Below are 23,879 nucleotides of genomic sequence, written 5' to 3' on the forward strand. Positions count from 1 at the left end.
TGCGGGGTCACTTCGGGTTCGGCCCGCCCAGCAGGTCCAGCTGCAGCGGTTCGGGGGCGTCCTCGGGCGCCAGCTCGCGGATCAGCTCGGGGCCGTTGTTGCGGACGCTGTTGACCAGCGGTGACACCGGCCGCAGCGCCAACGCGGCCACCAGCTCCTCGGACGGCGGCTTGAGCAGCGCGGCGACCGCGGCGTCCTTCGCGGGGCGATCCGGGTCGAGCCAGGTGTCCCACGCCGACGGCGGCAGGATCAGCGGCATCCGGTCGTGCACCTGCGCGAGCGGGCCGACCGCCTCCGTGGTCAAGACGGTGGCGGTCACCAGACCGTTCGGGTACTCGCCCGCCGGGTCGTCCTTCGGCTTCCAGAACTCCCAGAGCCCGGCCATCGCCAGTGACGAACCGTCGCGGTAGTGCGTGTAGTACGGCTGCTTGTGCTCGGGGCCGCGCTGCCACTCGAACCAGCCGTCGGCCGGGATCAGGCAGCGCCGCGAGGCCATCGCCCGGCGGAACGCGGGCTTCTCCGCGGCCGACTCCGCCCGCGCGTTGATCATGCGGGCACCGCCCTTCGGGTCCTTCGCGAAGAACGGCACGAACCCCCAGCGCACCACGCGCAGACTGCGCTCGACGGTGTCGGGATCCGGGTTACCGTCTTCGTCCCGCGGGTGGCGCTCCACGACCGCGACGATGTTCTTCGTCGGCGCGACGTTGTAGTCCGGCTGCACCTGCCCGTCCGTGGCGTCGACGGCGTGGAACTCCTCGGCCAGGTCGGTGGGCGACTTGATGGACGCGTAGCGGCCGCACATGCCCCCATACTCCCATCGACCACCGACGGTTCCAGCTGCACCTGATGACGCGGACCGGGGCGCGTCCCCCGATGGGGGACTCGCGTCGCACAGGTCCGCGGCCAGGCTCCGATCTAGGTTGACCGGATGGGCGACGTCCACCTGCGCGACCTGCGGTACTTCGTCGCGGTGGCCGAGGAGGGCAGCTTCACGAAGGCGGCCACGGAGCGGTTGTTCGTGTCGCAGCCCGCGCTGTCGAAGCAGATCCGCCAGCTGGAGAGCCGGCTGCGCGCCGAGCTGTTCACCCGCTCCGCCCGCTCCGTCACGCTGACCCCGGCGGGTGAGGCGCTGCTGCCGCGGGCGAAGGAGCTGCTCGCGGGCTGGGAGGCGGCGCTCGCCGCGGTCACCTCCGCCGCGGAGGCCGCGCGCCGCACGCTGACCGTCGGCCTGCACGCCCGCACCCCGCCCGACCTGCCCGCCGCCGTGGCCCGGGTGGTCGACGAGCAGCTGCCCGGGTACCGGGTGGAGTTCCGCCAGGTCAGCTGGGACGACCCGGCGACCGGTCTGGTCGGGGAGCTGGTCGATCTCGCCGTGGCGTGGCTGCCGGTGCACGACGGGCAGGGGCTCTCGGCCCGGATCGTCGCGCGCGAGGAGCGGTGGGTGGCGATGCCGGCCGGCCACCGGCTCGCGTCGCACACCGAGGTGGAGTTCGCGGAGCTGGAGGACGAGCCGTTCGTCGCGCTCCCGATCGCGGCCGGGCCGATGCGCGAGTTCTGGCTCGCCGTCGAGCAGCGCAGCGCCCCGGTGCGGATCGCGGCCGAGGCGCACACGGCCGAGGAGATGTTCGGCGCCGTCGCCGCCGGCACCGGGCTGGTGCTGCTGTCGGCCACGAACGCCGCCCGCTACCGGTGGCCGGGCGTCGTGTGCCGACGCGTGCGCGGCCTGCCGCCCGCCGAGCTGGCGGTGCTGTGGCGCTCAGCCGACCGCCGCCCGGCCGTGCGCGTGGTCGCCGACGCCTGTGCCCGCCACATCCACTGGCCCGCGCATGCGAGCATGAACAGGTGAGCGACGTCTGGCAGGCCCCACCCGCGGACGGCCCCGTCGAGGGCCGCGTCGAGGTACCCGGATCCAAGTCGGTCACGAACCGTGCCCTGCTGCTGGCGGCGCTGTCCGGCGGCCCCGCCACGGTCACGGGCGCTCCCGCCTCCCGCGACACCGCGCTCATGACCGGCGCGCTTTCCGCGCTCGGCGTGCCCGTCGAGATCGACGGCACGCGGGTCGCCATCGGTGCGCACGACGGTCTCCACGGCGGTGCCGTGCACTGCGGGCTGGCCGGCACCGTGATGCGCTTCGTGCCGCCCGCGGCCACCCTCGCCACGGGCGACGTCGTCTTCGACGGCGATCCGCGGGCCCGCGAGCGGCCGATGTCGGTCGTGCTCGACGCGCTGCGCGGGCTCGGCGCCGAGATCGACGGATCGGCGCTGCCGTTCACCGTCCACGGCACCGGCGGGCTGCCCGGCGGCGAGGTCGTGGTCGACGCGTCGGCGTCGTCGCAGTTCGTGTCGGGCCTGCTGCTGTCGGGCGCGCGGTTCGACAAGGGCTTGGTGGTGCGGCACGAGGGCCCGCCGGTGCCGTCGCTGCCGCACATCGAGATGACCGTCGACATGCTGCGCACGGCCGGGGTCGCGGTCGAGGTGGACGGTCCGGACACGTGGCGGGTCGCGCCCGGTCCGATCACCGCCCGCGACTGGGTGGTGGAACCGGATCTGTCCAACGCGGCGGTGTTCCTCGCTGCGGCCGCGATCACCGGCGGCCGGGTCACCGTCGCCGGCTGGCCCGCGGAGTCCACGCAACCCGGCACGGAGATCCTCGCGGTGCTGGAGCAGGCGGGTGCGACGATCGAGCCCGGCCCCGACGGCATGACGGTGATCGGCCCCGACGTCCTCTCCCCCGTCGACGTGGACCTGCACGACGCCAGCGAGCTGACCCCGACCGTCGCGGCCCTCGCAGCGCTGGCCGACGGCACGTCGCGCATCCGCGGGGTCGCGCACATCCGCGGGCACGAGACCGACCGGCTAGCCGCGCTGGCCACCGAGATCACCGCGCTCGGCGGGGTTGCCGTCGAGACCGAGGACGGGCTGGAGATCCATCCGGCGCCGCTGCGCGCCGATCCCGCCCGGCCGTGGCGCGCCTACGCCGACCACCGCATGGCGACCGCGGGCGCCCTGATCGGGCTGGCGGTCCCCGGTGTCGCGGTGGACGACATCGGTGCCACGGCCAAGACGTTCCCGGACTTCCCCGCGCAGTGGGCCGCGCTGGTCGGATGATCCGGCGGACCGACGTCGACGAGTCCGACGTCCGCGTCCGTCCCGGGAAGGGGTCCAGGCCGCGCTCCAAGCGGCGGCCGCAGCACGCCGACGCCACCGAGGCGATGGTGACGCTGGTCGACCGCGGACGCTGGCGCTGCGCGATCGGCGGTGACCCGCAGCGTCGGGTCACCGCGATGCGGGCTCGCGAGCTCGGCCGCACGCAGATCGTCGTGGGGGACCGGGTGCGGCTGGTGGGGGACCTGTCGGGCAGACCCGACACGCTCGCCCGCATCGTGCGCGTCGAGGAGCGCGCGACCTCGCTGATGCGCACGGTCGACGACACCGACGCCACCCAGCGGCTGGTCGTCGCCAACGCGGAGCAGCTGATCGTCGTCACCGCGGTGGCCGAGCCGGAGCCGCGGATCGGCTTCGTCGACCGGTGCCTGGTCGCGGCGTACGCGGGCGGGCTCGAGCCGGTGCTGTGCCTGACGAAGACGGACCTGGCCGATCCCGAGCCGTTCGCCGCGCACTACCGCGATCTCGGCATCCCGGTGCTGTTCACCCGCTACGACCGGCCGCCGGACGAGCTGGCGGCGCTGCTGGGCGGGCGGGTCTCCGCGCTCGTCGGGCAGTCAGGGGTGGGCAAGTCCACTCTGGTCAACGCCCTCGTGCCGACGGCGGAACAGCGCACGGCCGCCGTGTCCGGGGTCGGCAAGGGCCGGCACACCACGGTCGCCGCGCTGGCCCTGCCGCTGGAGGGGCCCGAGGGCGGCTGGGTCATCGACACCCCGGGGGTGCGGTCGTTCGGGCTCGCGCACGTGCGTCCCGACGACGTCATCAACGCGTTCGGCGATCTCGCGGAGGCGACCGAGGACTGCCCGCGCGGCTGCGGCCACCTGGGGCCGCCCGCGGACCCGGAGTGCGTGCTGGACACGCTGGTCGCCGACGGCGAGCTGGCACCCGCCCGCCTCGCCGCGCTGCGCCGCATCCTGGAGGCGCTGAGCGCGACCCGCCGATAACCCCGGCCCGGCCTGCTCGTTGAGCAGCACGGGACACCGTCGGGTGACGGTGGGCGGAGGGTGCCGGCATGGGCGGTACGGGTCGAGGAACACGCGCGCTCGTGCTCGGGCTCGCGGCGCTGGTGCTGGTCGGATGCGCCGGTTCGCCCGCCCCGGCCCGGCCGCAGCTGCCCCGTCACGGCTCGCTGACCGAGCTGGTCTCCGCGGTCGCCGAGCGCCAGCGGATCGACCGGACCGCGCGGATCAGCCTGCGCGGAGAGCTCGCCGGTGCCGCGATCACCATGAAGTTCACCGGCGAAGGGGTGCTGCGCGGGGTCGGCTCCGACGTGGCGGTGAAGTTCACCCAGGTCGTCACCCGGCCCGATGCCGATCCGCAGGAGACCGGGTTCGTCGTCCTGCCCGACGCGCTGTACCTGCTGCAGCCCGGCCGGCACACGGCCGCCCGGCCGTGGACGAGGGTGGACCGCTCGTCCACCGATCCCGAGGACCAGCAGCTGCTCGCGCAGGCGGCGACGCTCATCGACAGCGCCGACCCGGCTCGCACGATCTCTCGCTACGCCGGGGCCACCAGCATCACCGAGACCGCGGAGGACGTCATCGCGGGTGATCCGGCCGTGCGCTACACGCTCGTCGTCGATCTGGCGCGAGCCGCGGCGCTGCAACCCGATCCCGCGGTGCGGGCCCAGTTGCTCCAGCAGGTGCGCAGCGGCCTCACGCAGATCACCAGCAACCTGTGGATCGACCAGCTGTCCCGGCCGGTCCGGCTCGTCGTGCGCCAGGAGCTGCCGGGGATCGGCACCCTGTCGATCATGGGCAGCTACCGCGACTGGGGCCGGGACGTGGAGATCGAGGCACCGCCGGGGTCGCAGGTGCGCTGACCGACGCGGCGGTGGAATGCTTGCGGCATGAGCGATGAGGTGCCGCTGCGGATCGGCAACGCCGAGCGGGATTCCGCGATGAAGGCGCTCGACGAGCACCTGGCCGCGGGTCGGCTCGGCGTCGACGAGTACTCGGAGCGCTCGGCGGCCGCCGCAGCGGCCACCACCGCAGCGGAGCTCAAGGCGCTGTTCACCGACCTGCCCCCGCCGCACCCCGAACTCCCCACCGCGCTGGCACCCGCCCCGCGCCCGGAGGGCGCGCTCGCCGAGCGAAGCGGCGGGTTCCTCGAGGCGTGGGGTGGGCGGATCGTCGCCGTCACGCCGATCGTCGCGCTCGGCCTGTTCTTCCTCACCCGGCAGTGGTGGTTCTTCCTGCTGATCCCGCTCGTGGCGGCGCTGGTGTACGGCGGGAAGAACGACCGGCGCGGGGCCGGCGCCTGAGCAACAGCACTGCCGGGCCGGGAGCCCCGTCGAGAACGAAGTCGTGGCGGATTCGAATCGATTCAGTCCGCCATCGCTTCGTTCTCGACGCGGGAGGCCGACGCGGGCAACCTCAGCGCAGGTCCACCAGGAACGCGATCTCCGAGGGGTCGTACCAGGCCAGCTCGTGGTCCTCCGCCTCGCCGACGAGGAACTCCGCGTCCATGTCGCCGAGATCAGCCCGGTCCACCGCCTCGGCAGCCTGCCGCACCGCGTACTCGGCGTCCTCGTTGTCGACGTGCACCGCCGCGACCCGCTCGAACGGCACCGCGCCGTTGATGCGCACCGCGCCGTCGTCGAGATCGGGGCGCAGCGTGACGTCGTCGACGTCGGCCGCCACCACCACCCGCCGGGGCGGGGTGGCGTTCTCCCCCAGCCCGAACTCCACCGCGAGCAGCCGGAGCGACGCCCGCGCTGCCTCGGTCATCGCCGCGTACTCCAGCTCCTCGTCATCGCCGCTGGTGTAGGCCTCGCGCAGCCGCGGGGTCAAGGCGAACGCGGTGCCCCCGATGGGGTCGAGCACCCCGTTCTTGACGAGCGAGCGCAGCATCGGCCACGTCGCCGGGATGTAGATCCTCATATGGCGCTCATCCTGTCACCGTGCCCAACAGCTCCTCCAAGGACTCGTCCACCATGCCAGCGAGGACGTCGACGTCGGGCATGGCGTCCCGGTCACCGTTGAACCCGTAGTAGATCCCGCCGTCGTAGGACGTGAGCCCGATGGCGAGGGCCTGTCCCTTCGCCAGCGGCACGACGGGGAACATCTCCTTCATCCGGGCACTCGCCGCGTAGAGCGGGAACTGCGGCCCCGGCACGTTCGACACGACCAAGTTGAAGATCCGCTTCGAGATCCCGTTGGCCGCTCGCGCTCCCAGGGCGTGCAGGGTGGGCGGGGCGAACCCGCCGATGCGCACGAGCGCGTCGGCCCCCACCGACTGCCCGCCCGCGGTGTGCTCGCGCATGGCGTGCGTGACCTGGTGCAGCCGCACGACCGGGCTCGGCTCCCCCACCGGCAGGTCCACCAGGAACGACGACACCCGGTTGCCGAGCGACCCGGACGAGGTCGGCACGTCGGGCTCGCCGCGCACCGACAGCGGCACCATCGCCCGCACGGTGGCGCCCGCGGTGACCGGTTCGCCGCGGGTCATCAACCACGCCCGCAGCGCGCCTGCGATCACCGAGAGGACGACGTCGTTGACCGTGCAGCCGTGCGCGGCCCGGATCCGCCGGTAGTCGTCCAGCGAGTTGCGCGCGATGGCGAACCGGCGCTGGGTGGAGATCTCGACGTTGAGCGGGGTGCCGGGCGCCTTGCGGCTGGCCGCCCACGCCATCGACAGCAGCTGCCCCGCCGCCCCGACGATCTTGCCGACGGTGGCGACCGCGTCGGTCGCGGCCGCGCGCACGTTCTCGACGAGCACCCCGGGCTGGGCCACCGACTCAGCCAGCGCCTCCAGCACGAGCTGGGCGCCGGTCGGCTCGTTGCGCGGCATCCACAGCTCCTCCGGGACCGGCCGCGGGTTCGGCGACACGTCGAGGATCACCTGGCCGATGTCGATCGCGCTGATCCCGTCGACCATCGCCTGGTGGGTCTTCGTCAGCACCGCGACCCGCCCGTCGGAGAGCCCCTCGACGAGGTACATCTCCCACAGCGGGCGGCTGTGGTCGAGCGGGCGCGACATCAGGCGGGCCACCAGCTCGGTCAGCTGGGCGTCCGAACCGGGCTTGGGCAGCGCGGAGCGGCGCACGTGGAAGGCCACGTCGAAGTCGACGTCGTCGATCCACACCGGGCGGGCCAGGTTACCCGGCACGTGCCGCACCTTCTGCCGGTAGCGCGGCACCATCGCGATCCGCTGCTCGACCAGCTCGACGAGCCGCTCGTAGTCCAGACCGTCCTCCGGCCGCTCGAAGACCGCGACCGCCCCGACGTGCATCGGCGTCGTCGAGGACTCCAGGTAGAGGAAGGACGCGTCCAGGGCGGACAGCCGAGGCGGCATGATGCGATCCTATGCGCTCTCCGAAGGACACCTTCATCACCGTGTACGGGCGCAAGCCCGTCCTGGAGGCGCTGGACGATCCGTCCCTGACGATCGACAAGATCATCCTGGCGCACAACGCGCAGGGCGATCCGGTGCGCGCGATCCTCGCCGCCGCCCGCCGCCGCGGCGTGCCCGTGCACCGCGCCACCCCGCAGCGGGTCAAGGTGCTCGCCGGCAACGGGAAGCACGACCAGGGGGTCGTCGCCGACGTGGTCGCCCCGCGCATGGCGCCCATCGAGGAGTTCCTCGACGGGCTCGGCGACGGACCGGCCGCGCTGCTGGTGCTCGACCGGCTCACCAACCCGTCGAACGTCGGGATGATCCTGCGCACCGCGACCGCCGCCGGCCTCGACGGGGTGCTGCTGCCGCGGCGCGGCCTGCCGTCGATCGACCCGTTGATGATCAAGGCCTCGGCGGGCGTGGCGTTCCGCGCGCCGGTGGTGCGCTGCGGCACCGTCGAGGACGGGTGCGCGACGCTCGCCGAGGCCGGGTTCGTCGTCTACGGGCTCGACGCGGGTGGCGACAACCTGCTCACCGCCGAGCTGCCCGACCGCGTGGCGCTCGTGCTGGGCAACGAGACCAACGGCCTGTCGCCGACGGTGCGCGAGCTGCTGCACGGCCTGCTGGCCATCCCGATGCCGGGCGGCGTCGAGTCGCTGGGCGTGGCCAGCGCGGGTGCGGTGGCGGCGTTCGAGCTGGCGCGGCGGCGGCACGGGCTGGGCTAGCGCTGCGTGCGGCGCCTAGCCTGGACCCATGGTGCAGCGCCGCCTCCCCCGCCCCGCAGAGCTGCGCGAGCTGCTGCGGCCGGCCCCGTTCGTCCGGGACGCCACCGAGCGCCGGTTGCGCCGCGCAGCGAGCATCGCGGATCTGCGGGAGATCGCGCGGCGGCGCACCCCGAAGGCGGTGTTCGACTACACCGACGGCGGCGCCGACGGCGAGCTCTCGCTGCACCGCGCGCGGGCCGCGTTCGCGCGGATGGAGTTCGTGCCGTCGGTGCTGCGCGACGTCTCGGCCGTCGACCTGTCCCGCACGATCCTCGGGGGGCGCTCGACACTGCCGCTGGCGCTGGCCCCCACCGGGTTCACGCGGATGATGCACACGGCAGGTGAGCGGGCCGTCGTGGCCGCCGCTGCGCGAGCCGGCATCCCCTACACGCTGTCCACGATGGGCACCACGACCATCGAGGACGTCGCTGCGGCCGCGCCCGAGGCCCGGCGCTGGTTCCAGCTGTACCTGTGGCGCGATCGAGCGTTCGGCAAGGACCTGGTCGAACGCGCCGCCGCGGCGGGCTACGACGCCCTCATGCTCACCGTGGACACCCCGGTCGCCGGCAACCGGCTGCGCGACGTCCGCAACGGCCTGTCGATCCCGCCCGCGCTGACGCTGCGCACGTTCCTCGACGGCGCCCGGCATCCGCGCTGGTGGTTCGATCTGTTCACCACCGAGCCACTGGTGTTCGCGAGCCTCCAATCCTCCGGCGGCACCGTCGCCGACCTGGTCAACCGGGTCTTCGATCCCGCGCTCACCATGGCCGACGTCGAGTGGCTGCGCGGGGCCTGGCCGGGCAAGCTCGTGATCAAGGGCATCCAGAGCGTGGACGACGCCGTCCGCGTGGTCGACGCCGGGGCCGACGCGGTGGTGCTGTCCAACCACGGCGGCCGTCAGCTCGACCGCGCGCCCGTGCCGATCGAGCTGGTGCGACCGGTGCGGGACGCGGTCGGCGACCGCGCCGAGGTCCTGGTGGACACCGGAATCATGCACGGCGCCGACGTGCTGGCCGCGGTCGCGCTCGGCGCCGACGCCGCCCTCGTCGGCCGCGCCTACCTGTACGGGCTGATGGCCGGCGGCGAAGCCGGCGTCGACAAGGCGATCGCGATCCTGACCCTGGAGATGATCCGTACGCTGCAGCTCATGGGACTGAACGGGGTCGACGAACTCCGCCCTGAGCACGTGCGCCTTCGACCGATCGGGTGACGCTCCGCGCTGCGCGCGCCGCGGAATGGGTGCATGGTCGGCGGATGGGTTTGCTGGACAAGGCGAAGGCACTGCTCGGACAGCACGACGACAAGGTCGACCAGGGGATCGACAAGCTCGGCGACGCCGCGGGCCGGCGGTTCGGCCATGAGGAGCAGATCGACCAGGGCGCCGAACACCTGAAGCGCATGACGGGCGAGGGCGACACCACCGCCGCCCCGCCGCCGGACGCGGCCCCGCCGCCTCCGGCACCCGAGGGCGAGGCGCCTCCGCCTCGGCCGTGACCTGACCATCCACCAGGCGCCCCGGAACATCCGTTCCGGGGCGCCGTGATGCTGCGACGTGATCCTTCGACGCCGAACGGTACGGCGACGACGTCTGCCGGACGGGCCCGCACCCGCGCCGGACCGGGCGATCCTCACCGGCATGACCGCCACCCCGGCCTGGACACCCCGGTTGCAGCGCACGCACTACGAACCCGATCCCGGCACCGATCCGCACCCACCCGCGGTCCACGCCGGCTCGACGGCCCGGCCACCGGCGATCGGGCGGCCCACCCCGCCGGGGCACACGCCGACGGCCGTGCTCGCCGTGCGGCTCGCCGAGGTGCTGCGCACGGCGCTGGAAGTGCTCGACGGGCGCCGCCCGCACACGCAGCTCGCCACCGCGTTCCGCCCGCGGGCCCTGCGCTACTGGCGGGCCGCCACCGGCGTGCAGGTGCGCGGAGCGGCCCCGCCCCGGCTCGTCCGGGTGCGGATCGGTCGCCCGCAGGCCCACGTCGCCGAGGTGGCGGCCGTCGTCAGGTTCGGCTCACGCCACCGCGCGGTGGCCGCCCGGTTCGAGCACGGCGCCGACCGCGTGTGGCGGTGCACCGAGATCCGGCTGCTGTAGCAGCCTCAGGGCCGGACCGCGGTGGGCGAGCCGTGGCACTGCTTGTACTTGCGCCCCGATCCGCACGGGCACGGCGCGTTGCGGGACGGCTGCTGCGTGCTCCCCTGCCGGCGCCCCGGCCGCGGTCCGGTGCGCACGGCGTGCCCGTCCTCGGCCGGACCGGTGTAGCTCAGCGACTCCGGCGCGGGCCGCCGGCCACCGAACGCGACGGGCAGCACCGTCGTCGGGTCGTCCGGCACCGCGTGCCGGCCCCGCGGCGGCGCAGCGGGCACCGGCTGGATCGGCCCGGTCTTCGGCTCGGCGGGCTGAGCCGGCTGGGCCGCGCGGGCGGGCGCCGGCTGCACCTGGGGCGCGGGCTGCGGTGCCGGCTGCGGCTCGGCGGGCTGCACCCGCACGTTGAACAGATGCTGGATGGTCTCCTCCTTGATGCCCTCCAGCATCCGGTTGAACATCTCGTAGCCCTCGTTGCGGTACTCGATGAGCGGGTCCCGCTGGGCCATGGCCCGCAGGCCGATGCCCTCCTTGAGGTAGTCCATCTCGTACAGGTGCTCGCGCCACTTGCGGTCCATGACCTGCAGCAGCACCTGCCGCTCCAACTCGCGCATGCCGCCCTGCGCGCCGATGATCGCGTCGATCTCCTGTTCGCGCCGGGCGTAGGCCGCCTTCGCGTCCTTCAGCAGGGCATCGAGCAGGACCTCCTTGGTGAGGTCGTCGTGCTCGTCGCTCTCGGCGAGGTCCTGCCAGCGGATCGTCGGCTGGTAGAGCATGCCGACCGCGGTCCACAGCTTGTCGAGGTCCCAGTCCTCCGCGTAGCCCTCGGCCGTCGCCCCGTCGACGTACGCGGTGATGACGTCCTCGAGCATGTGCTGGATCTGCTCTTTGATGTCCTCGCCGGACAGGACCTTGCGGCGCTCCGCGTAGACGACGGTGCGCTGCTGGTTGAGCACCTCGTCGTACTTGAGGACGTTCTTACGGATCTCGAAGTTCTGCTGCTCGACCTGCGTCTGCGCGCTGCGGATGGCCTTGGTGACCATGCCGGAGTCGATCGGGACGTCGTCCGGCAGGTTGAACCGGTTCATGATCGACTCGACGACGTGGCCGTTGAACCGGCGCATCAGGTCGTCGCCCAACGACAGGTAGAACCGGGACTCACCCGGGTCGCCCTGCCGGCCGGAGCGGCCGCGCAGCTGGTTGTCGATGCGCCGCGACTCGTGCCGCTCGGTGCCCAGCACGTACAGCCCGCCGGCCGCGCGGACCTTCTCCGCCTCCTCGGCGACCTGCTCCCGGTACCGAGCGACCGTCTCGTCCCAGAGGGCCTCGTACTCCTCGCGGTGCTCGACCGGGTCGAGCCCGCGCGAGCGCAGCTCCTGGTCGGCCAGGAACTCCGGGTTGCCGCCCAGCATGATGTCGGTACCGCGGCCGGCCATGTTCGTCGCGACGGTGACCGCGCCCCAGCGGCCCGCCTGCGCGACGATCGCGGCCTCGCGCTCGTGGTGCTTGGCGTTGAGCACCTCGTGCGGCACTCCCAGCCGCTTGAGCAGCTTCGACAGGTACTCCGACTTCTCGACGCTCGTGGTGCCGACCAGGACCGGCTGCCCCTTGCGGTGGCGCTCGGCGATGTCCTGCGCGACCGCCGCGAACTTCGCCTCCTCCGTCTTGTAGATCAGGTCCTTGTGATCCACCCGGATCATCGGCTTGTTCGTCGGGATCGGCACCACGCCGAGCTTGTAGATCTGCGAGAGCTCGGCGGCCTCGGTCTGGGCCGTACCGGTCATGCCGGCGAGCTTCTTGTAGAGGCGGAAGTAGTTCTGCAGCGTGATGGTGGCCAGGGTCTGGTTCTCGGCCTGGACCTCCACGCCTTCCTTGGCCTCGATGGCCTGGTGCATCCCCTCGTTGTAGCGGCGGCCGGGGAGCACGCGGCCGGTGAACTCGTCGACGATGAGCACCTGGCCGTCGCGGACGATGTAGTCCTTGTCCTTCTTGAACAGCTCCTTGGCCTTGAGGGCGTTGTTCAGGAACCCGACCAGCGGGGTGTTCGCCGCCTCGTACAGGTTGTCGATGCCGAGCTGGTCCTCGACGAACGCGACGCCCTCCTCGGTGACGCCGATGGCGCGCTTGCGCTCGTCGACCTCGTAGTGGATGCCGCGCTTGAGCATCGGCGCGATCCGCGCGAACTCCTGGTACCAGCGGCCGCTCTGCTCGGCCGGGCCGGAGATGATCAGCGGCGTGCGCGCCTCGTCGATGAGGATCGAGTCGGCCTCGTCGACGATGGCGTAGTTGTGGCCCCGCTGCACCATGTCGGCGAGGTTCCACGCCATGTTGTCGCGCAGGTAGTCGAAGCCGAACTCGTTGTTGGTGCCGTAGGTGATGTCGCAGGCGTACTGCTCGCGGCGCGTCGCAGGCGGCATCTCCGCGAGGATCACCCCGACCGACAGGCCGAGGAAGCGGTGGACCCGGCCCATGTTCTCCGAGTCGCGCCGGGCCAGGTAGTCGTTCGTGGTGACGACGTGGACACCGTCGCCGGTGAGTGCGTTGAGGTAGACCGGGGCGACCGAGGTGAGCGTCTTGCCCTCACCGGTCTTCATCTCGGCCACGTTGCCCAGGTGCAGCGCGGCGCCACCCATCAACTGCACGGTGAACGGCCGCTGCCCCAGCGTGCGCTTGGCGGCCTCGCGGACCACCGCGAACGCCTCGGGCAGCAGGTCGTCGAGGGTCTCGCCGTCCTTGAGCCGCGCGCGGAACTCCTCGGTCTTCGCCCGCAGCTCGGCGTCGGTCAGGTCGACGTAGTCGTCCTCGATCGAGTCGATGTGGGCGGCCACGCGCGCAAGGCGCTTCACCAGCTTGGCCTCACCGGCACGGAGCAGGCGGTTCAGCAGTGCCACAGGTCGACCTCATTCACGCGCGGTGCGGGGGACATCCGGGTTCAGCCTAGCGAAGGAGGACCCGGTCCTTACCCACAACGGCGGAAGGGCGGCGACCGTTCCCCTGCGGGACCGGCCGCCGCCCTCCCGGCGACGTGCGCGTGAGCTGCTACTTCGACGTGAGCTGCTGCTCAGCGGGGGACCCGAGCCGGATCACGCCGTAGTCGTAGCCCTTGCGGCGGTAGACGACGCTCGGCGCCCCGGTCTCCTTGTCGGAGAACAGGTAGAAGTCGTGGCCGACCAGCTCCATGCGCGACAGCGCGTCGTCGACCGTCATCGGCTCGCAGGGATGCACCTTCTCCCGGACGATCCGGCCGGGCAGGTGGTCGTCCTCGGGCAGGTACTCGTCGTGGTCCCGCGGCGCGGGCACCTTGACTTCGGCGACTTCGGCGGCCGCCTCCTCGGTGTCGGCCTGGATCTGCGTCGGCAGGTCGTCGAGCACCGCCGTGGCGCCGCGGGTCGCGGACACCCGGGCCCGGCGGCCCGTGATGCGGCGGCGGTCGTGCGAGCGGCGCAGGCGTGCTTCGAGCTTCGCGATGGCGGTGTCCAGAGCGGTGTAGAAGTCCTTCGCACACGCCTCGGCGCGGGCGACGGCCTTGCGTCCGCGGCTGGTGATCTCGACGCGCTGGCAGTTCTTGTGCTGGCGGCGATTCGGTTCGTGGAAGAGCTCAACCTCCAGCCCGACCAGCCGCGGGTCGTACCGTTCCAGACGTGCGACCTTCTCGTTGACGTGAATCCGGAAATGATCCGGCACCTCGACGTTCCGGCCGGTGACGACGATCTCCACGCAGACTTCCCTCGCTTTCGGCGTCGGGTCTTCGCTGGCAGACCGCGCCCAGGGGGCTAGATCCCCGAGCGCTCGAACGAGCGATCCTCCTGTCTCGACTCGTAGGGAACTCGGTGATGCGCGCCACGGTAACGCGGATCACGGTTCGGCAACAGAGCATCGCGGGAAGTAATCCCGGCGAGAGTGGATGCGCCGAACGACATTGGCCGTTCACCCGATCGCGGGTAAGATTCTCCGGCGCGTTCAGCCGTTGACCGCGGGCCGTGAGTGGCGTCGCAGAGGACCACCGCGGCGCGGATCGGCCTGCCCGAGGCCGCCAGTGCAGCAGCGCACGCGCGCACGGTGGCCCCCGTCGTCACGACGTCGTCGACGAGCAGCACGCGCGCTCCCGACGGCGGCAACCGCCGCTCCCGAACGGTGACCCGGCCCGCCAGGTTGGCCGCCCGCTGTGCGGCGTCCAGACCGACGGACTCGGCTGCGCGCCGGTCCAGCCGCAGCGCCTCGGCCACCCGGATCCCGGACCGGCCGGCCGCGACCCACCGGCACAGCCGCGCCACGTGGTCACCGCCTCTGGCCCGGGCCGCGGCCCGCCGGGACGGCGCCGGCACCAGCCACAGCCCGCCCGGCGCCGGCGGGAGCCGGTCCACCTCGGCGGCCAGCAGGCCCGCGAGCGCCCCGGTCAGGTCCCGCCGATTGCGCTCCTTGCAGCGCAGCAGCGCCTGCCGCAACGGCCCGCGGTACCGACCCACGGCCAGCACCGGTGGTCCGCCGGGCACGACCGGAAGGGTGACCGGGCCCAGCGCCGCGGCGCAGCGCGGGCACCACGGCGGCGGACCGTCCCGGCACCCTGCGCAGCTACCGGGGAGCACGAGGTCGACCAGTTCACCGATCACGACCCCAGCGTCTCGCTCCACACCGACAGTGTCGGCCGGATGCCTGGCCGGGTCGCCGGGCACGAGTCCTCGAGATCAGGGGACGTGGAGCCCTGTCGGCGCGGGAGCGCCTGGTGCGCGTCAGCCGGGGTACCCCGGCACCGCGCCCGCAGCGCCGGAGAGCTGCTGCCGCCAGGCGTCCTGCGCGCCCAGCTCCCGCGTCCAGACCCCGGTCTGGTCGGTGACGAGGAACGGCCGATCGGGCCCCGCAGCCAGGGCCGTGAGGGGCGCGGTGAGGTTCGTCGAGATCACCTCGGAGAGGGCCAGCCCGTCGACCCCGACCTGCGCGACGAGCAGGTCCGGATTGCGGGTGATCGCGACGACGAGCTCCGTGGAGCGCCAGTCCGCCGACACCACCGGTTCGAGCGACTGCGGGCGCAGCTTGCGCACCTCGGTGATCGCGACCCGGCCGTCCAGGCCGCGGGCGACCGCGCCGACGTACAGCCCGCCGTCGACGACCGCGAGCACCCGCACCCCGTCGCGGGACAGGCGCAGATCGGTGACCGAGCCCATCGCGGTGAGCGCACCCGCGTCGACCGTCGCGGGCTCGGCGGGGCCGTCCGGCGCGGTGGGCACCCGCACGATCCGCCGCCCGTCGGCGACGGTCCACACCTCGTCGGCGTCCGGGGTCCAGGTGGGCCGGGTGAGGATGCCCGCGGTCACCTCGACCGTGTTGAGGACCCCGTCGGTCATGCGGCCGACCATCAGCTGGTTCCCGTTGCCGGCCCGGGCGACCACGGCGAGCCGGCGCCCGTCCGCGCTCACGGCCGCGGAGACCGCCGCGACGCCGCCGTTCCCGGCGGGGCCCGGGATCGGGGCCGCCGGCACCGGGCCGGAGAGCGTGCCGACCCGGCCGCCGCTGACCACGATCGCGGGCGAACCCGGCGCCGGCCGCGCCTCGCCGACGAGCCCGGCGACGTCCTCGCGGGTCCACTCGGACCGCCCGGCGAGCAGCGGTTCGCCGTCGATGAGGATCCGCACCCGCATCACGTTCACCTCGGCGAGCGAGAGCACGATCTGCGCCGCGATGAGCCGGCGCGCGGCGTCGTCGGGCGGGGTGATGCGGGTGAGGTCGACGACGACCGCACCGTCGGCGCCGGTCGCGACGTTGGCGCGCAGCTCGGCCCCGGCCAGCAGAGACGCCGCGGCACCGGAGAGGGCGGCGGACGGGCCGGCCAGCAGCATGTCCACCACCCGCGCCGGCTGGGTCCGCGACGGCACGACGGGCAGGTAGCGCAGGTCGGACACGACCCGTCGCCGCGCCGGGTCGACGAACCACACCGGCACGGCCTTGTAGTTGCTGCGGAACTCGTCGAGCCCCACGACCACACCCGCAGGCAGCCGGGAGATCCGCCACTGGCCGTCTCGCTGCACGAGCTGCAGATCGGACGAGTACTGACCGACGTCGGCCTCGAACGCGCCGGTCTGCGGGACGAGCCGGCCCACCTTGGTGCCGCGGATGCGCACGGTGGCCGTGCCCGGCGCCTGGGCGCCCGTGATCACCGGCACCGTGTCGATCTGGCCCTCCAGCACGGTCAGCGCCGCACCGTCGTTCCAGTCCTGCCCCGCCTCCTGGGTGAGGAACCGCCGGGCGGCCCCGTGCCGGTCGGCGCTGGACGCGGACGCGGTGACGAACCCGCGCACGATGTCGAGCGAGTTCGCCCCGGCGACCGGGGCCGGCGGGGGCGCCACCGAATCCCCCGCGCCGACCTGGCGGACGACCTGCACGGGCGAGGTGGCCGGGACCCCGGCGCACGCGGCGACGCCGGTGAGCAGGAGCACCGCCGCGGTAGCCCCGGCGAGGCGGCGCAGCCGGGACCGGGACCGGGTGCTGACCGCAGCTCCGCTGGTCACGGCTCCGCTGGTCACGACTTCGCTGGCTACGACTTCCCTGGTCACGACGTCTCCGCCTCCGACGCGACCGGGTCAGGGGTGACCACCGGCCAGCCCAGCGGCGGCGTCGGCACCGACGCGGTCTGCTCCGCAGCCGGCTCGGGTTCGTCGTCCGGGGCGAGCGGTAGCGGGCTGGACACCAGCACCCCGCCCGGCTCCCGGGGCAGGGTGAGCCGGAACGCGGCCCCCTCCCCCGGCTTGCCCCAGGCCTGCAGCCAGCCGCCGTGCAGCCGCGCGTCCTCGAGCGCGATGGACAGGCCGAGGCCACTGCCGCCGCTGCGCCGCGCCCGGGACTCCTCGGCCCGCCAGAACCGGTTGAACACCAGTTGCGCCTCACCGGGCCGCAGGCCCACGCCGTGGTCGCGCACCAGCACCGCGACGGCGTGGTCGTCGGCCCGCAGAGTGATCTCGACGGGGCGGCCCTCGCCGTGGTCGATCGCGTTGGCCACGAGGTTGCGCACGATCCGCTCGACCCGCCGCGGATCGACGTCGGCGTAGATGCCCTCGGGCAGGTCCAGCTCCAGCGGGGTGTCGGCCTCGGCGGCGATGCCGCGCACCAGCTCGACCGCCCGCTCCACGACGCCGCGCATGTCGACCCGTTCGGCGCCCAGCTCGGCCACGCCCGCGTCCAGGCGGCTGATCTCCAGCAGGTCGGCCAGCAGCGCCTCGAACCGGTCCAGCTCGGCGACGAGCAGCTCCGAGCTGCGCCGCAGAGCGGGCAGCAGCTCCGCACGGGAGGCGTAGAGCACGTCGGCGGCCATCCGCACGGTGGTCAGCGGTGTGCGCAGCTCGTGGCTGACGTCGGAGGTGAACCGGCGCTGCAGCGCCCCGAACTCCTCCAGCTGGCGGATCTGGTTCTGGATGCTGCTGGCCATCTCGTTGTACGACTCCCCGAGCCGCGCCACCTCGTCCTCCCCGACGACGGGCATGCGCTCGTCGAGGTGCCCCTCGGCGAACCGCTCGGCGATCTCCGCGGCCTGCCGGATGGGCCGCACCACCTGCCGGGTGACGATGCTCGCGATCCCGGCCAGCAGCAGCAGGAGGATCAGCCCGCTCACGATGAGCGTGCTCTGCACCAGCCCGAGCGTGCGCTGCTCATCGACCAGCGGGAACAGCAGGTAGAACTCCAGCTCGCCGTTCGCGGTGCGCACCGGCTGCCCGATCACCAGCGTGGGCACCGGGGTGCCGTTCTCGTCGATCGTGACGTACTTGCGCGCGAGCGTGCCGCGGGCGACGGTGTCGCGCAGGTCCTGCGGCACGTCCTCGATCGGGCCCGCTGACACGACGGGCCCCACGACGCGCGGGCCGGTGGTCAACGCGGCCCGGAACTCACCGGCGCCGGGGGAAGCGGGCTCGTCCGACGTGCTGACCGTGGTGAGCCGGTCGAGCGCCTTGTTCAGGTCGCCCGCCGCTCCTTCGCGGTCCGGGTCGACCCCGGCCAGCTCGCGCTCCAGCAGCGCACGGGCCGAGTCGGCGCGGTTGAGCGTGTCGGCCTCTTTGGCCTGCAGCGTCTGCGAGGCGATCTGGGTCTGCAGCACCAGGCCCAGGACGAGGACGACGGCCGTGGACAGCGCCAGTGTGGAGATGACGACGCGGACCTGCAGCGACCGCCGCCAGACCGCGTTGAACGCCTCGGAGACCTCGCTGCCGAGCCGCCGGAGCTGTCCGACGCCGCGGACGAACCGGCTGCGCAGGCTCACGGCCGGAGGAACGCGCCGCCGATCACGGCGGGCCCGCCTTGTACCCGACACCGCGCACGGTCAGCACCACCTCGGGGTGCTCCGGGTCGCGCTCCACCTTGGACCGCAGCCGCTGCACGTGCACGTTCACCAGGCGGGTGTCGGCGGCGTGCCGGTAGCCCCACACCTGCTCCAGCAGCACCTCGCGGGTGAACACCTGGCGCGGCTTGCGGGCCAGCGCGACCAGGAGGTCGAACTCCAGCGGGGTGAGGGCGATCGGCTTGCCGTCACGCATCACCTGGTGGGCGGGGACGTCGATGGTGACGTCGCCGATCGACAGCTGCTCGGCCGGCTCGGCCTCCATGCGCCGGATCCGGGCACGGATCCGGGCCACCAGCTCCTTCGGCTTGAACGGCTTGACGACGTAGTCGTCGGCGCCCGACTCGAGGCCGAGGACGACGTCGACCGTGTCGCTCTTCGCCGTGAGCATGACGATCGGTACGCCCGACTCGGAACGGATCGCGCGGCACACGTCGATGCCGTTCATGCCGGGCAGCATCAGGTCGAGGAGGACGACGTCGGGCCGGAGCTCGCGGACGGCCGGCAGCGCCCGTGTGCCGTCCCCCACCACCGCGGTGTCGAAGCCTTCCCCCCGCAGCACGATGGTGAGCATCTCGGCCAGAGCCGGGTCGTCGTCGACCACCAGTACGCGCGACTTCATTCGGTCAGCATCCCATCACACCGTGACCGCCCGTTCAGGGCTCCCCGACGCGCGACGCGAGCGCGGCCACGTCGAGCTCGGCGGCCCCGTCCAGGATTGTCCACGCCGAGCGCCACCCCGTGTCGGCGAGCGCCCGGTACACCGTCGCGGCGCGCTCCTGAAGTCCGCGATCGGCCTCGTAGGTGTCTCGGGCCCGGTCCGGCTCCGCGGACTCCCGCGCCTGCGCCCGCGCCCCCGCGACGTCGCCGGGCACGGAGAGCAGCAGCTGGTGGTCGGGCACCGGCACGCCGAGCTCGGTCTCCAGCTCGGCCACCCACGCGACGAACCGGCCGTCGGCGGCCTCGTGCAGGCGGGCGGCGCCGTAGGCAGCGTTGGAGGCGGTGAACCGGTCCACGAGCACCACGTCGTGCTCGGCGAGCGCCTTCTCCAGCTCCGGGGCGGCCGCGCGCCGGTCGAGGGCGTAGAGCAGGGCCATCGCCTCCACCGACCGCGCCACCGCGGGGAGCCGCCCGTAGAGGCCCGCGCGGACGAGGTCGGCGTGCTCATCGACGCCGTAGCGGGGGAACCCGAACCGGGCGACGCTGCGGCCGCGCGCGGTCAGCTCCGCCGTCAGCCGGTCGGTCAGCGTGCGCTTCCCGGCTCCGTCGATCCCCTCGACGACGATGAGTCGGCCCATGGCGGGAGGTTATCCGCCGTGCTGACCGTCGTCGTCGCGGCTGTGCCGGGCGTGCCGGCCGGGACGCGGCTCGGCGGGTGCCGTGATCGGCAGCCGCTGGGTCTCGGCGTCGGCCAGCGACGGCGCTGGTGGTGCCGGCGCTGGTGATGACTGTGCTGGTGATGGCGGTGCGGGCCGGACCGGCTCAGCGACGCGGGTCGGCGCCGGTTCCGGATCGGGCTCCGGTTCCGGCTCGGCCGGCGTGGTCCGCAGGGCGGCGAACGCCAGCCGCACCACGAGCAGCGCCCAGAACCCGACGCCGGTGAGCTTGAGCGCGGTCGGCAGCAGCTGACCGTGCCGGGCGGTGATCTCCACGATCACGACCGCGGCGGTCCAGCAGACCGCCGCGAGGGCGAGCAGCAGCAGGTCCAGCCCCAGCGCGCGGTGGAACACCAGCCCGAACGCGACGACGCCGATCCCGTAGATCACCGGTAGGACGAGCGTGGGCAGGCCGATCGCGCCGTCGAGGAACTCGTGGCCGAGGAAGATGTCGTCGGCGGCCATGACGGCGCCGAGCAGCCCGGCGGTGAGGAACATCGGCGCGCCGGAGCGCCGGGCCGAGCGCAGCACCGCGGCGGTGAACAGCGCGCACGTGGCCGGCACCAGCCACACCACGGCGACGAGGTTGGACAGCCAGCCCGCGTACTCGGGGCCCTTGAAGACGGAGGTCGGGTCGCGACTGAGATCGTCGAAGTCGACGTCGAACGCGGCGGCGAGCACGATCGTCGCGAGGATCGCCACCGCGGTGAACCCGAGCACCACGGCGATCCCCAGTGCGAGGCGGCCCAGATCGCGACGGGGCTCGTCGGTCCCGACCCGGTCCTGACGACGGTTCACTCCTGGTCCGGCGACCGGTGACGAGCGCGCCGGCCGCCGGGCGGCGGGTTCAGCCGGTGTCCGTTCACCCGCCCCGGCTCCGGCAGGCGGTGCTCATCGCTGCGCGGCAGCCGGTGCTCGCCCGAGGACGCCTCACGCGGGCGCACCTCAGAGGCGACGACCGTGGCGGAGTCCTCGAACGCGCCCGGAGCGGGCCGGCGGACGGGCCCGCGCCGGCCGGCGTCCACCACCGGGATCGGGGTGGTGGCGAGGTCGTCGAACGAGGTGTGCGCGGGCGCCGGGCGGCGCGGCTCCGGCGCCGGCGCGGGGCGCCGCGGTGCCGCGAGGTCCTCGTCGTGGAGGTCGTCGAAGCTGCCGCCGTCCTCGCCGTCCTCGCCGTCCTCGTCGTCCCCGTGGTGGTGCTGGGCCTCGTCGTCGGCGTCGCGGCGAGCGACCATCTGCGTCATGGCCCGGTAGGCGAGCTTGACCAGCAGCGTCGACCAGAACGCGGCCCCGATCGCCTTCGTGCCGTCCTCGAAGAACAGCGGCAGGCCCAGCGCGAGGTTGTCGACAAGCGCCGACGCACCCCAGCCACCGAGCGCGCCGAGCGCGAGCAGCAGCCACCAGCCCAGCCGCCGTCGGTAGAGCCAGCAGAAGACGACGACGGCCGCGAAGTAGACGCCGGGCAGCAGGAACCCGGGCGCCCCGAGCACCTGCGCCTGCTCGTGGAGCATGAAGAAGTCGTCGAGGCCCATCACCGCGCCGATGGCACCGCCGGCGAGCAGCATCTTCGCCTCGGACCGCCAACGCGCGACGAACCACGCCACGATGCCGGCGAACAGGGCGGGGAGCGCCCCGATCTGCCACACCAGGATCATGGTGTTGGCGTAGAAGCCGGTGAAGTACGGACCGCCCAGCGACGACGCCGGGTCCTCGCTCAGCTCCCAGAACGGGATCCCGTTGGCCTTGGCGATGAAGTACACCACCGCCGTGAACGCGGTGACGACCAACGGGACGGCGACGGCCACCACGATGGTCGACTTGAGTCCATCCCGTGTTCGCCCGGAAATCACCCGTTGAGTGTAGGGGCCTGGGTCGGGCGCACCAGACGTTCACCACTTCGAGTGCCGACAGGCGGTCGTTCTCCTGCGATGTCTTGCCGTTCACCCACCACGAACGGAGGCCGGCATCCGTCCGGGTGCCGGCCTCCGTTCGGTGGTCGCGTCAGTACCGGTAGTGCTCCGGCTTGAACGGCCCCTCGACGTCGACGCCGATGTACTCGGCCTGCTCCTTGGTGAGCTTGGTCAGCTCCCCACCGAGCGCCTGCACGTGGATCCGCGCGACCTTCTCATCGAGGATCTTCGGCAAGCGGTAGACGTCGTTGTTGTACTCCTCGTGCTTGGTGAACAGCTCGATCTGCGCGATCGTCTGGTTCGCGAAGGAGTTGGACATCACGAACGAGGGGTGGCCGGTCGCGTTGCCCAGGTTCATCAGCCGCCCCTCGGAGAGCACCAGGATCGAGTGCCCGTCCGGGAAGATCCACTCGTCGACCTGCGGCTTGATGTTGATCTTTCGGATGCCCGGGACCCGGGCCAGACCGGCCATGTCGATCTCGTTGTCGAAGTGGCCGACGTTGCCCAGGATCGCCTGGTGCTTCATCCGCTTCATGTGGTCGACGGTGACGATGTCCTTGTTGCCCGTCGCCGTGATCACGATGTCGGCCTGCCCGACGACGTCGTCCAGGCGCGCGACCTGGTAGCCCTCGAGCAGCGCCTGCAGCGCGCAGATCGGGTCGGCCTCGGTCACGATCACGCGGGCGCCCTGCCCGGCCAGTGCCTCGGCGGACCCCTTGCCCACGTCGCCGTAGCCGCACACGACCGCGACCTTGCCGCCGATCAGCACGTCGGTGGCCCGGTTGAGGCCGTCGATCAGTGAGTGGCGGATTCCGTACTTGTTGTCGAACTTGCTCTTGGTGACCGAGTCGTTGACGTTGATCGCCGGGAACAGCAGCTTGCCCTGCTCGGCCAGCTGGTAGAGCCGGTGCACGCCGGTCGTGGTCTCCTCGGTGACCCCGCGGATGCCCGCGGCGATCCGGGTCCACCGCTTGGGGTCCTCGGCCAGCGAGCGGCGCAGCAGCTCGAGGATGATCCGGTACTCCTCGGAGACCGACAGGTCGTCGTCGTCGACGGTCGGCACGGCGCCGTTGGTCTCGAACTCGACGCCCTTGTGCACCAGCAGGGTGGCGTCACCGCCGTCGTCGAGGATCATGTTCGGGCCGACGGTGTTGCCGTTCTCGTCGGTGAACGTGAACAGCTGCTCGGTGCACCACCAGTACTCCTGCAGCGTCTCGCCCTTCCAGGCGAACACCGGCACACCCTTCGGCTCCTCCGGGGTGCCGTGCGGGCCCACGACCGTGGCCGCCGCGGCGTGGTCCTGGGTGGAGAAGATGTTGCACGACACCCAGCGCACCTGGGCGCCCAGGCTGACGAGCGTCTCGATCAGCACCGCGGTCTGCACCGTCATGTGCAGCGAACCCGCGATGCGCGCGCCGTGCAGCGGCCTGGCCTCCGCGTACTCGCGGCGCAGCTCCATCAGGCCGGGCATCTCGTGCTCGGCGAGGCGGATCTCCTTGCGGCCGAACTCGGCCAGACCGAGATCGGCGACGGCGAAGTCGATCCCGTTGCGCGACTGCAGCTTGGAGACGGCTGTCTCAGCGGTCATGGGGTGGAGCTCCCTGGTCGACGGTGTGTGGCGGCTGCTACGTCGACGGGAGGTCGGGTGCCTCCTCGACGACGGAGGCGCCCTTGTGTCTTTACCAACAGGCCGAGCGTGGCGGATCGAGGATCCGTCGCAGCGCCTCTCGGCCTGTGCCGACGAGGATAACGCGTGGGCTGTGGGGCGACCACTGGTGGAGGGCACAGGGTTCGCGGGGGTCGTCTTGGGGTCTCGTACGCCCGGTCCGCTCGTGACGGGGCAGCCAGGAGCGCATCGAGATCATCGGGCGGGCGCCGGTCGTCGCCACCGCGGTAGCCCGCTGAAGGCTGCCC

At 72.9% G+C, this 23,879-nt stretch carries 22 protein-coding genes and 1 riboswitch; of the genes, 9 read left to right on the forward strand and 13 right to left on the reverse strand.

Annotation, left to right across the window (positions count from 1 at the left end; translation table 11 throughout):
* Positions 1-7 precede the first annotated feature (7 nt).
* Positions 8-802 carry an SOS response-associated peptidase gene (locus tag BUE41_RS12315; RefSeq protein WP_073457199.1) on the reverse strand — a complete coding sequence of 265 codons (795 nt, stop codon included), beginning with the start codon at positions 800-802 and terminating at the stop codon, positions 8-10.
* Positions 803-928: 126 nt separating this feature from the next.
* Here BUE41_RS12315 and BUE41_RS31860 point away from each other — a divergent pair, with 126 nt between their 5' ends.
* From BUE41_RS31860 to BUE41_RS12340, 5 genes are all read left to right on the forward strand, one after another.
* Complete coding sequence (locus BUE41_RS31860; RefSeq protein ID WP_073457200.1) at positions 929-1,846, forward strand: LysR family transcriptional regulator; 918 nt, start codon at positions 929-931, stop codon at positions 1,844-1,846.
* Complete coding sequence (gene aroA / locus BUE41_RS12325) at positions 1,843-3,108, forward strand: 3-phosphoshikimate 1-carboxyvinyltransferase (RefSeq protein WP_073457201.1); 1,266 nt, start codon at positions 1,843-1,845, stop codon at positions 3,106-3,108. The genes BUE41_RS31860 and aroA overlap by 4 nt, the downstream gene beginning before the upstream one ends.
* Positions 3,105-4,109, forward strand: coding sequence for a ribosome small subunit-dependent GTPase A (gene rsgA, locus BUE41_RS12330; protein WP_073457316.1), 1,005 nt, complete (start codon positions 3,105-3,107; stop codon positions 4,107-4,109). The genes aroA and rsgA overlap by 4 nt, the downstream gene beginning before the upstream one ends.
* A gap of 68 nt (positions 4,110-4,177) precedes the next feature.
* Positions 4,178-4,987, forward strand: coding sequence for an SCO4651 family lipoprotein (locus BUE41_RS12335; protein WP_143172108.1), 810 nt, complete (start codon positions 4,178-4,180; stop codon positions 4,985-4,987).
* 27 nt (positions 4,988-5,014) lie between these two features.
* Positions 5,015-5,428, forward strand: a complete 414-nt coding sequence (locus tag BUE41_RS12340) for a DUF1707 SHOCT-like domain-containing protein (RefSeq protein WP_073457203.1) — start codon at positions 5,015-5,017, stop codon at positions 5,426-5,428.
* 112 nt (positions 5,429-5,540) lie between these two features.
* Here the strand turns inward: BUE41_RS12340 and BUE41_RS12345 are convergent, their stop codons facing one another.
* Complete coding sequence (locus BUE41_RS12345) at positions 5,541-6,047, reverse strand: DUF6912 family protein (RefSeq protein WP_073457204.1); 507 nt, start codon at positions 6,045-6,047, stop codon at positions 5,541-5,543.
* Positions 6,048-6,054: 7 nt separating this feature from the next.
* Positions 6,055-7,461, reverse strand: coding sequence for a WS/DGAT/MGAT family O-acyltransferase (locus BUE41_RS12350; RefSeq protein ID WP_073457205.1), 1,407 nt, complete (start codon positions 7,459-7,461; stop codon positions 6,055-6,057).
* A gap of 11 nt (positions 7,462-7,472) precedes the next feature.
* Between BUE41_RS12350 and BUE41_RS12355 the strand changes: the two genes are divergently transcribed.
* The 4 genes from BUE41_RS12355 to BUE41_RS12370 all read left to right on the forward strand — a co-directional run bounded on the left by BUE41_RS12355 (position 7,473) and on the right by BUE41_RS12370 (position 10,368).
* On the forward strand, positions 7,473-8,228 hold the full coding sequence (locus BUE41_RS12355) for a TrmH family RNA methyltransferase (protein WP_073457206.1): 756 nt from the start codon (positions 7,473-7,475) through the stop codon (positions 8,226-8,228).
* Positions 8,229-8,256: 28 nt separating this feature from the next.
* Positions 8,257-9,477: an alpha-hydroxy acid oxidase gene (locus BUE41_RS12360; RefSeq protein ID WP_073457207.1), complete on the forward strand. Its 1,221-nt coding sequence runs from the start codon at positions 8,257-8,259 to the stop codon at positions 9,475-9,477.
* Between the two features lie 44 nt (positions 9,478-9,521).
* The gene (locus BUE41_RS12365; RefSeq protein WP_073457208.1) at positions 9,522-9,761 is read left to right on the forward strand and encodes an antitoxin; all 240 of its coding nucleotides are present in this window, start codon (positions 9,522-9,524) and stop codon (positions 9,759-9,761) included.
* 142 nt (positions 9,762-9,903) lie between these two features.
* A complete protein-coding gene (locus BUE41_RS12370; RefSeq protein ID WP_073457209.1) occupies positions 9,904-10,368 on the forward strand; it encodes an Rv3235 family protein in 465 nt (154 codons plus the stop codon).
* 5 nt (positions 10,369-10,373) lie between these two features.
* Here BUE41_RS12370 and secA read toward each other — a convergent pair whose 3' ends face one another.
* The 10 genes from secA to ahcY all read right to left on the reverse strand — a co-directional run bounded on the left by secA (position 10,374) and on the right by ahcY (position 23,553).
* Complete coding sequence (secA, locus tag BUE41_RS12375) at positions 10,374-13,250, reverse strand: preprotein translocase subunit SecA (protein WP_073457210.1); 2,877 nt, start codon at positions 13,248-13,250, stop codon at positions 10,374-10,376.
* 148 nt (positions 13,251-13,398) lie between these two features.
* Positions 13,399-14,076: a ribosome hibernation-promoting factor, HPF/YfiA family gene (gene hpf, locus BUE41_RS12380; protein WP_073457211.1), complete on the reverse strand. Its 678-nt coding sequence runs from the start codon at positions 14,074-14,076 to the stop codon at positions 13,399-13,401.
* Positions 14,077-14,132: 56 nt separating this feature from the next.
* Complete coding sequence (locus BUE41_RS12385; protein WP_073457212.1) at positions 14,133-14,969, reverse strand: ComF family protein; 837 nt, start codon at positions 14,967-14,969, stop codon at positions 14,133-14,135.
* 120 nt (positions 14,970-15,089) lie between these two features.
* A complete protein-coding gene (locus tag BUE41_RS12390; protein ID WP_073457213.1) occupies positions 15,090-16,877 on the reverse strand; it encodes an LpqB family beta-propeller domain-containing protein in 1,788 nt (595 codons plus the stop codon).
* Between the two features lie 26 nt (positions 16,878-16,903).
* Complete coding sequence (gene mtrB, locus BUE41_RS12395; RefSeq protein ID WP_073457214.1) at positions 16,904-18,601, reverse strand: MtrAB system histidine kinase MtrB; 1,698 nt, start codon at positions 18,599-18,601, stop codon at positions 16,904-16,906.
* A 22-nt stretch (positions 18,602-18,623) separates the two neighbouring features.
* Positions 18,624-19,301, reverse strand: a complete 678-nt coding sequence (mtrA, locus tag BUE41_RS12400) for an MtrAB system response regulator MtrA (protein ID WP_073457215.1) — start codon at positions 19,299-19,301, stop codon at positions 18,624-18,626.
* Positions 19,302-19,335: 34 nt separating this feature from the next.
* Positions 19,336-19,977, reverse strand: a complete 642-nt coding sequence (locus BUE41_RS12405; RefSeq protein WP_073457216.1) for a dTMP kinase — start codon at positions 19,975-19,977, stop codon at positions 19,336-19,338.
* A 9-nt stretch (positions 19,978-19,986) separates the two neighbouring features.
* Entirely contained in the window at positions 19,987-20,853 is an 867-nt protein-coding gene (locus BUE41_RS12410) for a hypothetical protein (RefSeq protein WP_073457217.1), read from the reverse strand.
* Positions 20,850-21,860, reverse strand: a complete 1,011-nt coding sequence (locus BUE41_RS12415; RefSeq protein ID WP_143172111.1) for a hypothetical protein — start codon at positions 21,858-21,860, stop codon at positions 20,850-20,852. Before BUE41_RS12415 ends, BUE41_RS12410 begins: the two co-directional genes overlap by 4 nt.
* Before the next feature lie 196 nt (positions 21,861-22,056).
* Positions 22,057-23,553 carry an adenosylhomocysteinase gene (gene ahcY, locus BUE41_RS12420; RefSeq protein ID WP_073457219.1) on the reverse strand — a complete coding sequence of 499 codons (1,497 nt, stop codon included), beginning with the start codon at positions 23,551-23,553 and terminating at the stop codon, positions 22,057-22,059.
* A 68-nt stretch (positions 23,554-23,621) separates the two neighbouring features.
* A riboswitch (S-adenosyl-L-homocysteine riboswitch) is annotated at positions 23,622-23,700 on the reverse strand.
* Between the last annotated feature and the right edge of the window lie 179 nt (positions 23,701-23,879).

It is taken from the genome of Pseudonocardia thermophila, assembly GCF_900142365.1.
Classification (GTDB): Bacteria; Actinomycetota; Actinomycetes; order Mycobacteriales; family Pseudonocardiaceae; genus Pseudonocardia; species Pseudonocardia thermophila.

Coding starts and splice junctions, on each gene's coding strand:
- BUE41_RS12315 (WP_073457199.1), bottom strand. CDS start 802: ATGTGCGGCCGCTACGCGTCCATCAAGTCGCCCACCGACCTGGCCGAG.
- BUE41_RS31860 (WP_073457200.1), top strand. CDS start 929: ATGGGCGACGTCCACCTGCGCGACCTGCGGTACTTCGTCGCGGTGGCC.
- rsgA (WP_073457316.1), top strand. CDS start 3,105: ATGATCCGGCGGACCGACGTCGACGAGTCCGACGTCCGCGTCCGTCCC.
- BUE41_RS12335 (WP_143172108.1), top strand. CDS start 4,178: ATGGGCGGTACGGGTCGAGGAACACGCGCGCTCGTGCTCGGGCTCGCG.
- BUE41_RS12340 (WP_073457203.1), top strand. CDS start 5,015: ATGAGCGATGAGGTGCCGCTGCGGATCGGCAACGCCGAGCGGGATTCC.
- BUE41_RS12345 (WP_073457204.1), bottom strand. CDS start 6,047: ATGAGGATCTACATCCCGGCGACGTGGCCGATGCTGCGCTCGCTCGTC.
- BUE41_RS12350 (WP_073457205.1), bottom strand. CDS start 7,461: ATGCCGCCTCGGCTGTCCGCCCTGGACGCGTCCTTCCTCTACCTGGAG.
- BUE41_RS12355 (WP_073457206.1), top strand. CDS start 7,473: ATGCGCTCTCCGAAGGACACCTTCATCACCGTGTACGGGCGCAAGCCC.
- BUE41_RS12360 (WP_073457207.1), top strand. CDS start 8,257: ATGGTGCAGCGCCGCCTCCCCCGCCCCGCAGAGCTGCGCGAGCTGCTG.
- BUE41_RS12365 (WP_073457208.1), top strand. CDS start 9,522: ATGGGTTTGCTGGACAAGGCGAAGGCACTGCTCGGACAGCACGACGAC.
- BUE41_RS12370 (WP_073457209.1), top strand. CDS start 9,904: ATGACCGCCACCCCGGCCTGGACACCCCGGTTGCAGCGCACGCACTAC.
- mtrA (WP_073457215.1), bottom strand. CDS start 19,301: ATGAAGTCGCGCGTACTGGTGGTCGACGACGACCCGGCTCTGGCCGAG.
- BUE41_RS12405 (WP_073457216.1), bottom strand. CDS start 19,977: ATGGGCCGACTCATCGTCGTCGAGGGGATCGACGGAGCCGGGAAGCGC.
- ahcY (WP_073457219.1), bottom strand. CDS start 23,553: ATGACCGCTGAGACAGCCGTCTCCAAGCTGCAGTCGCGCAACGGGATC.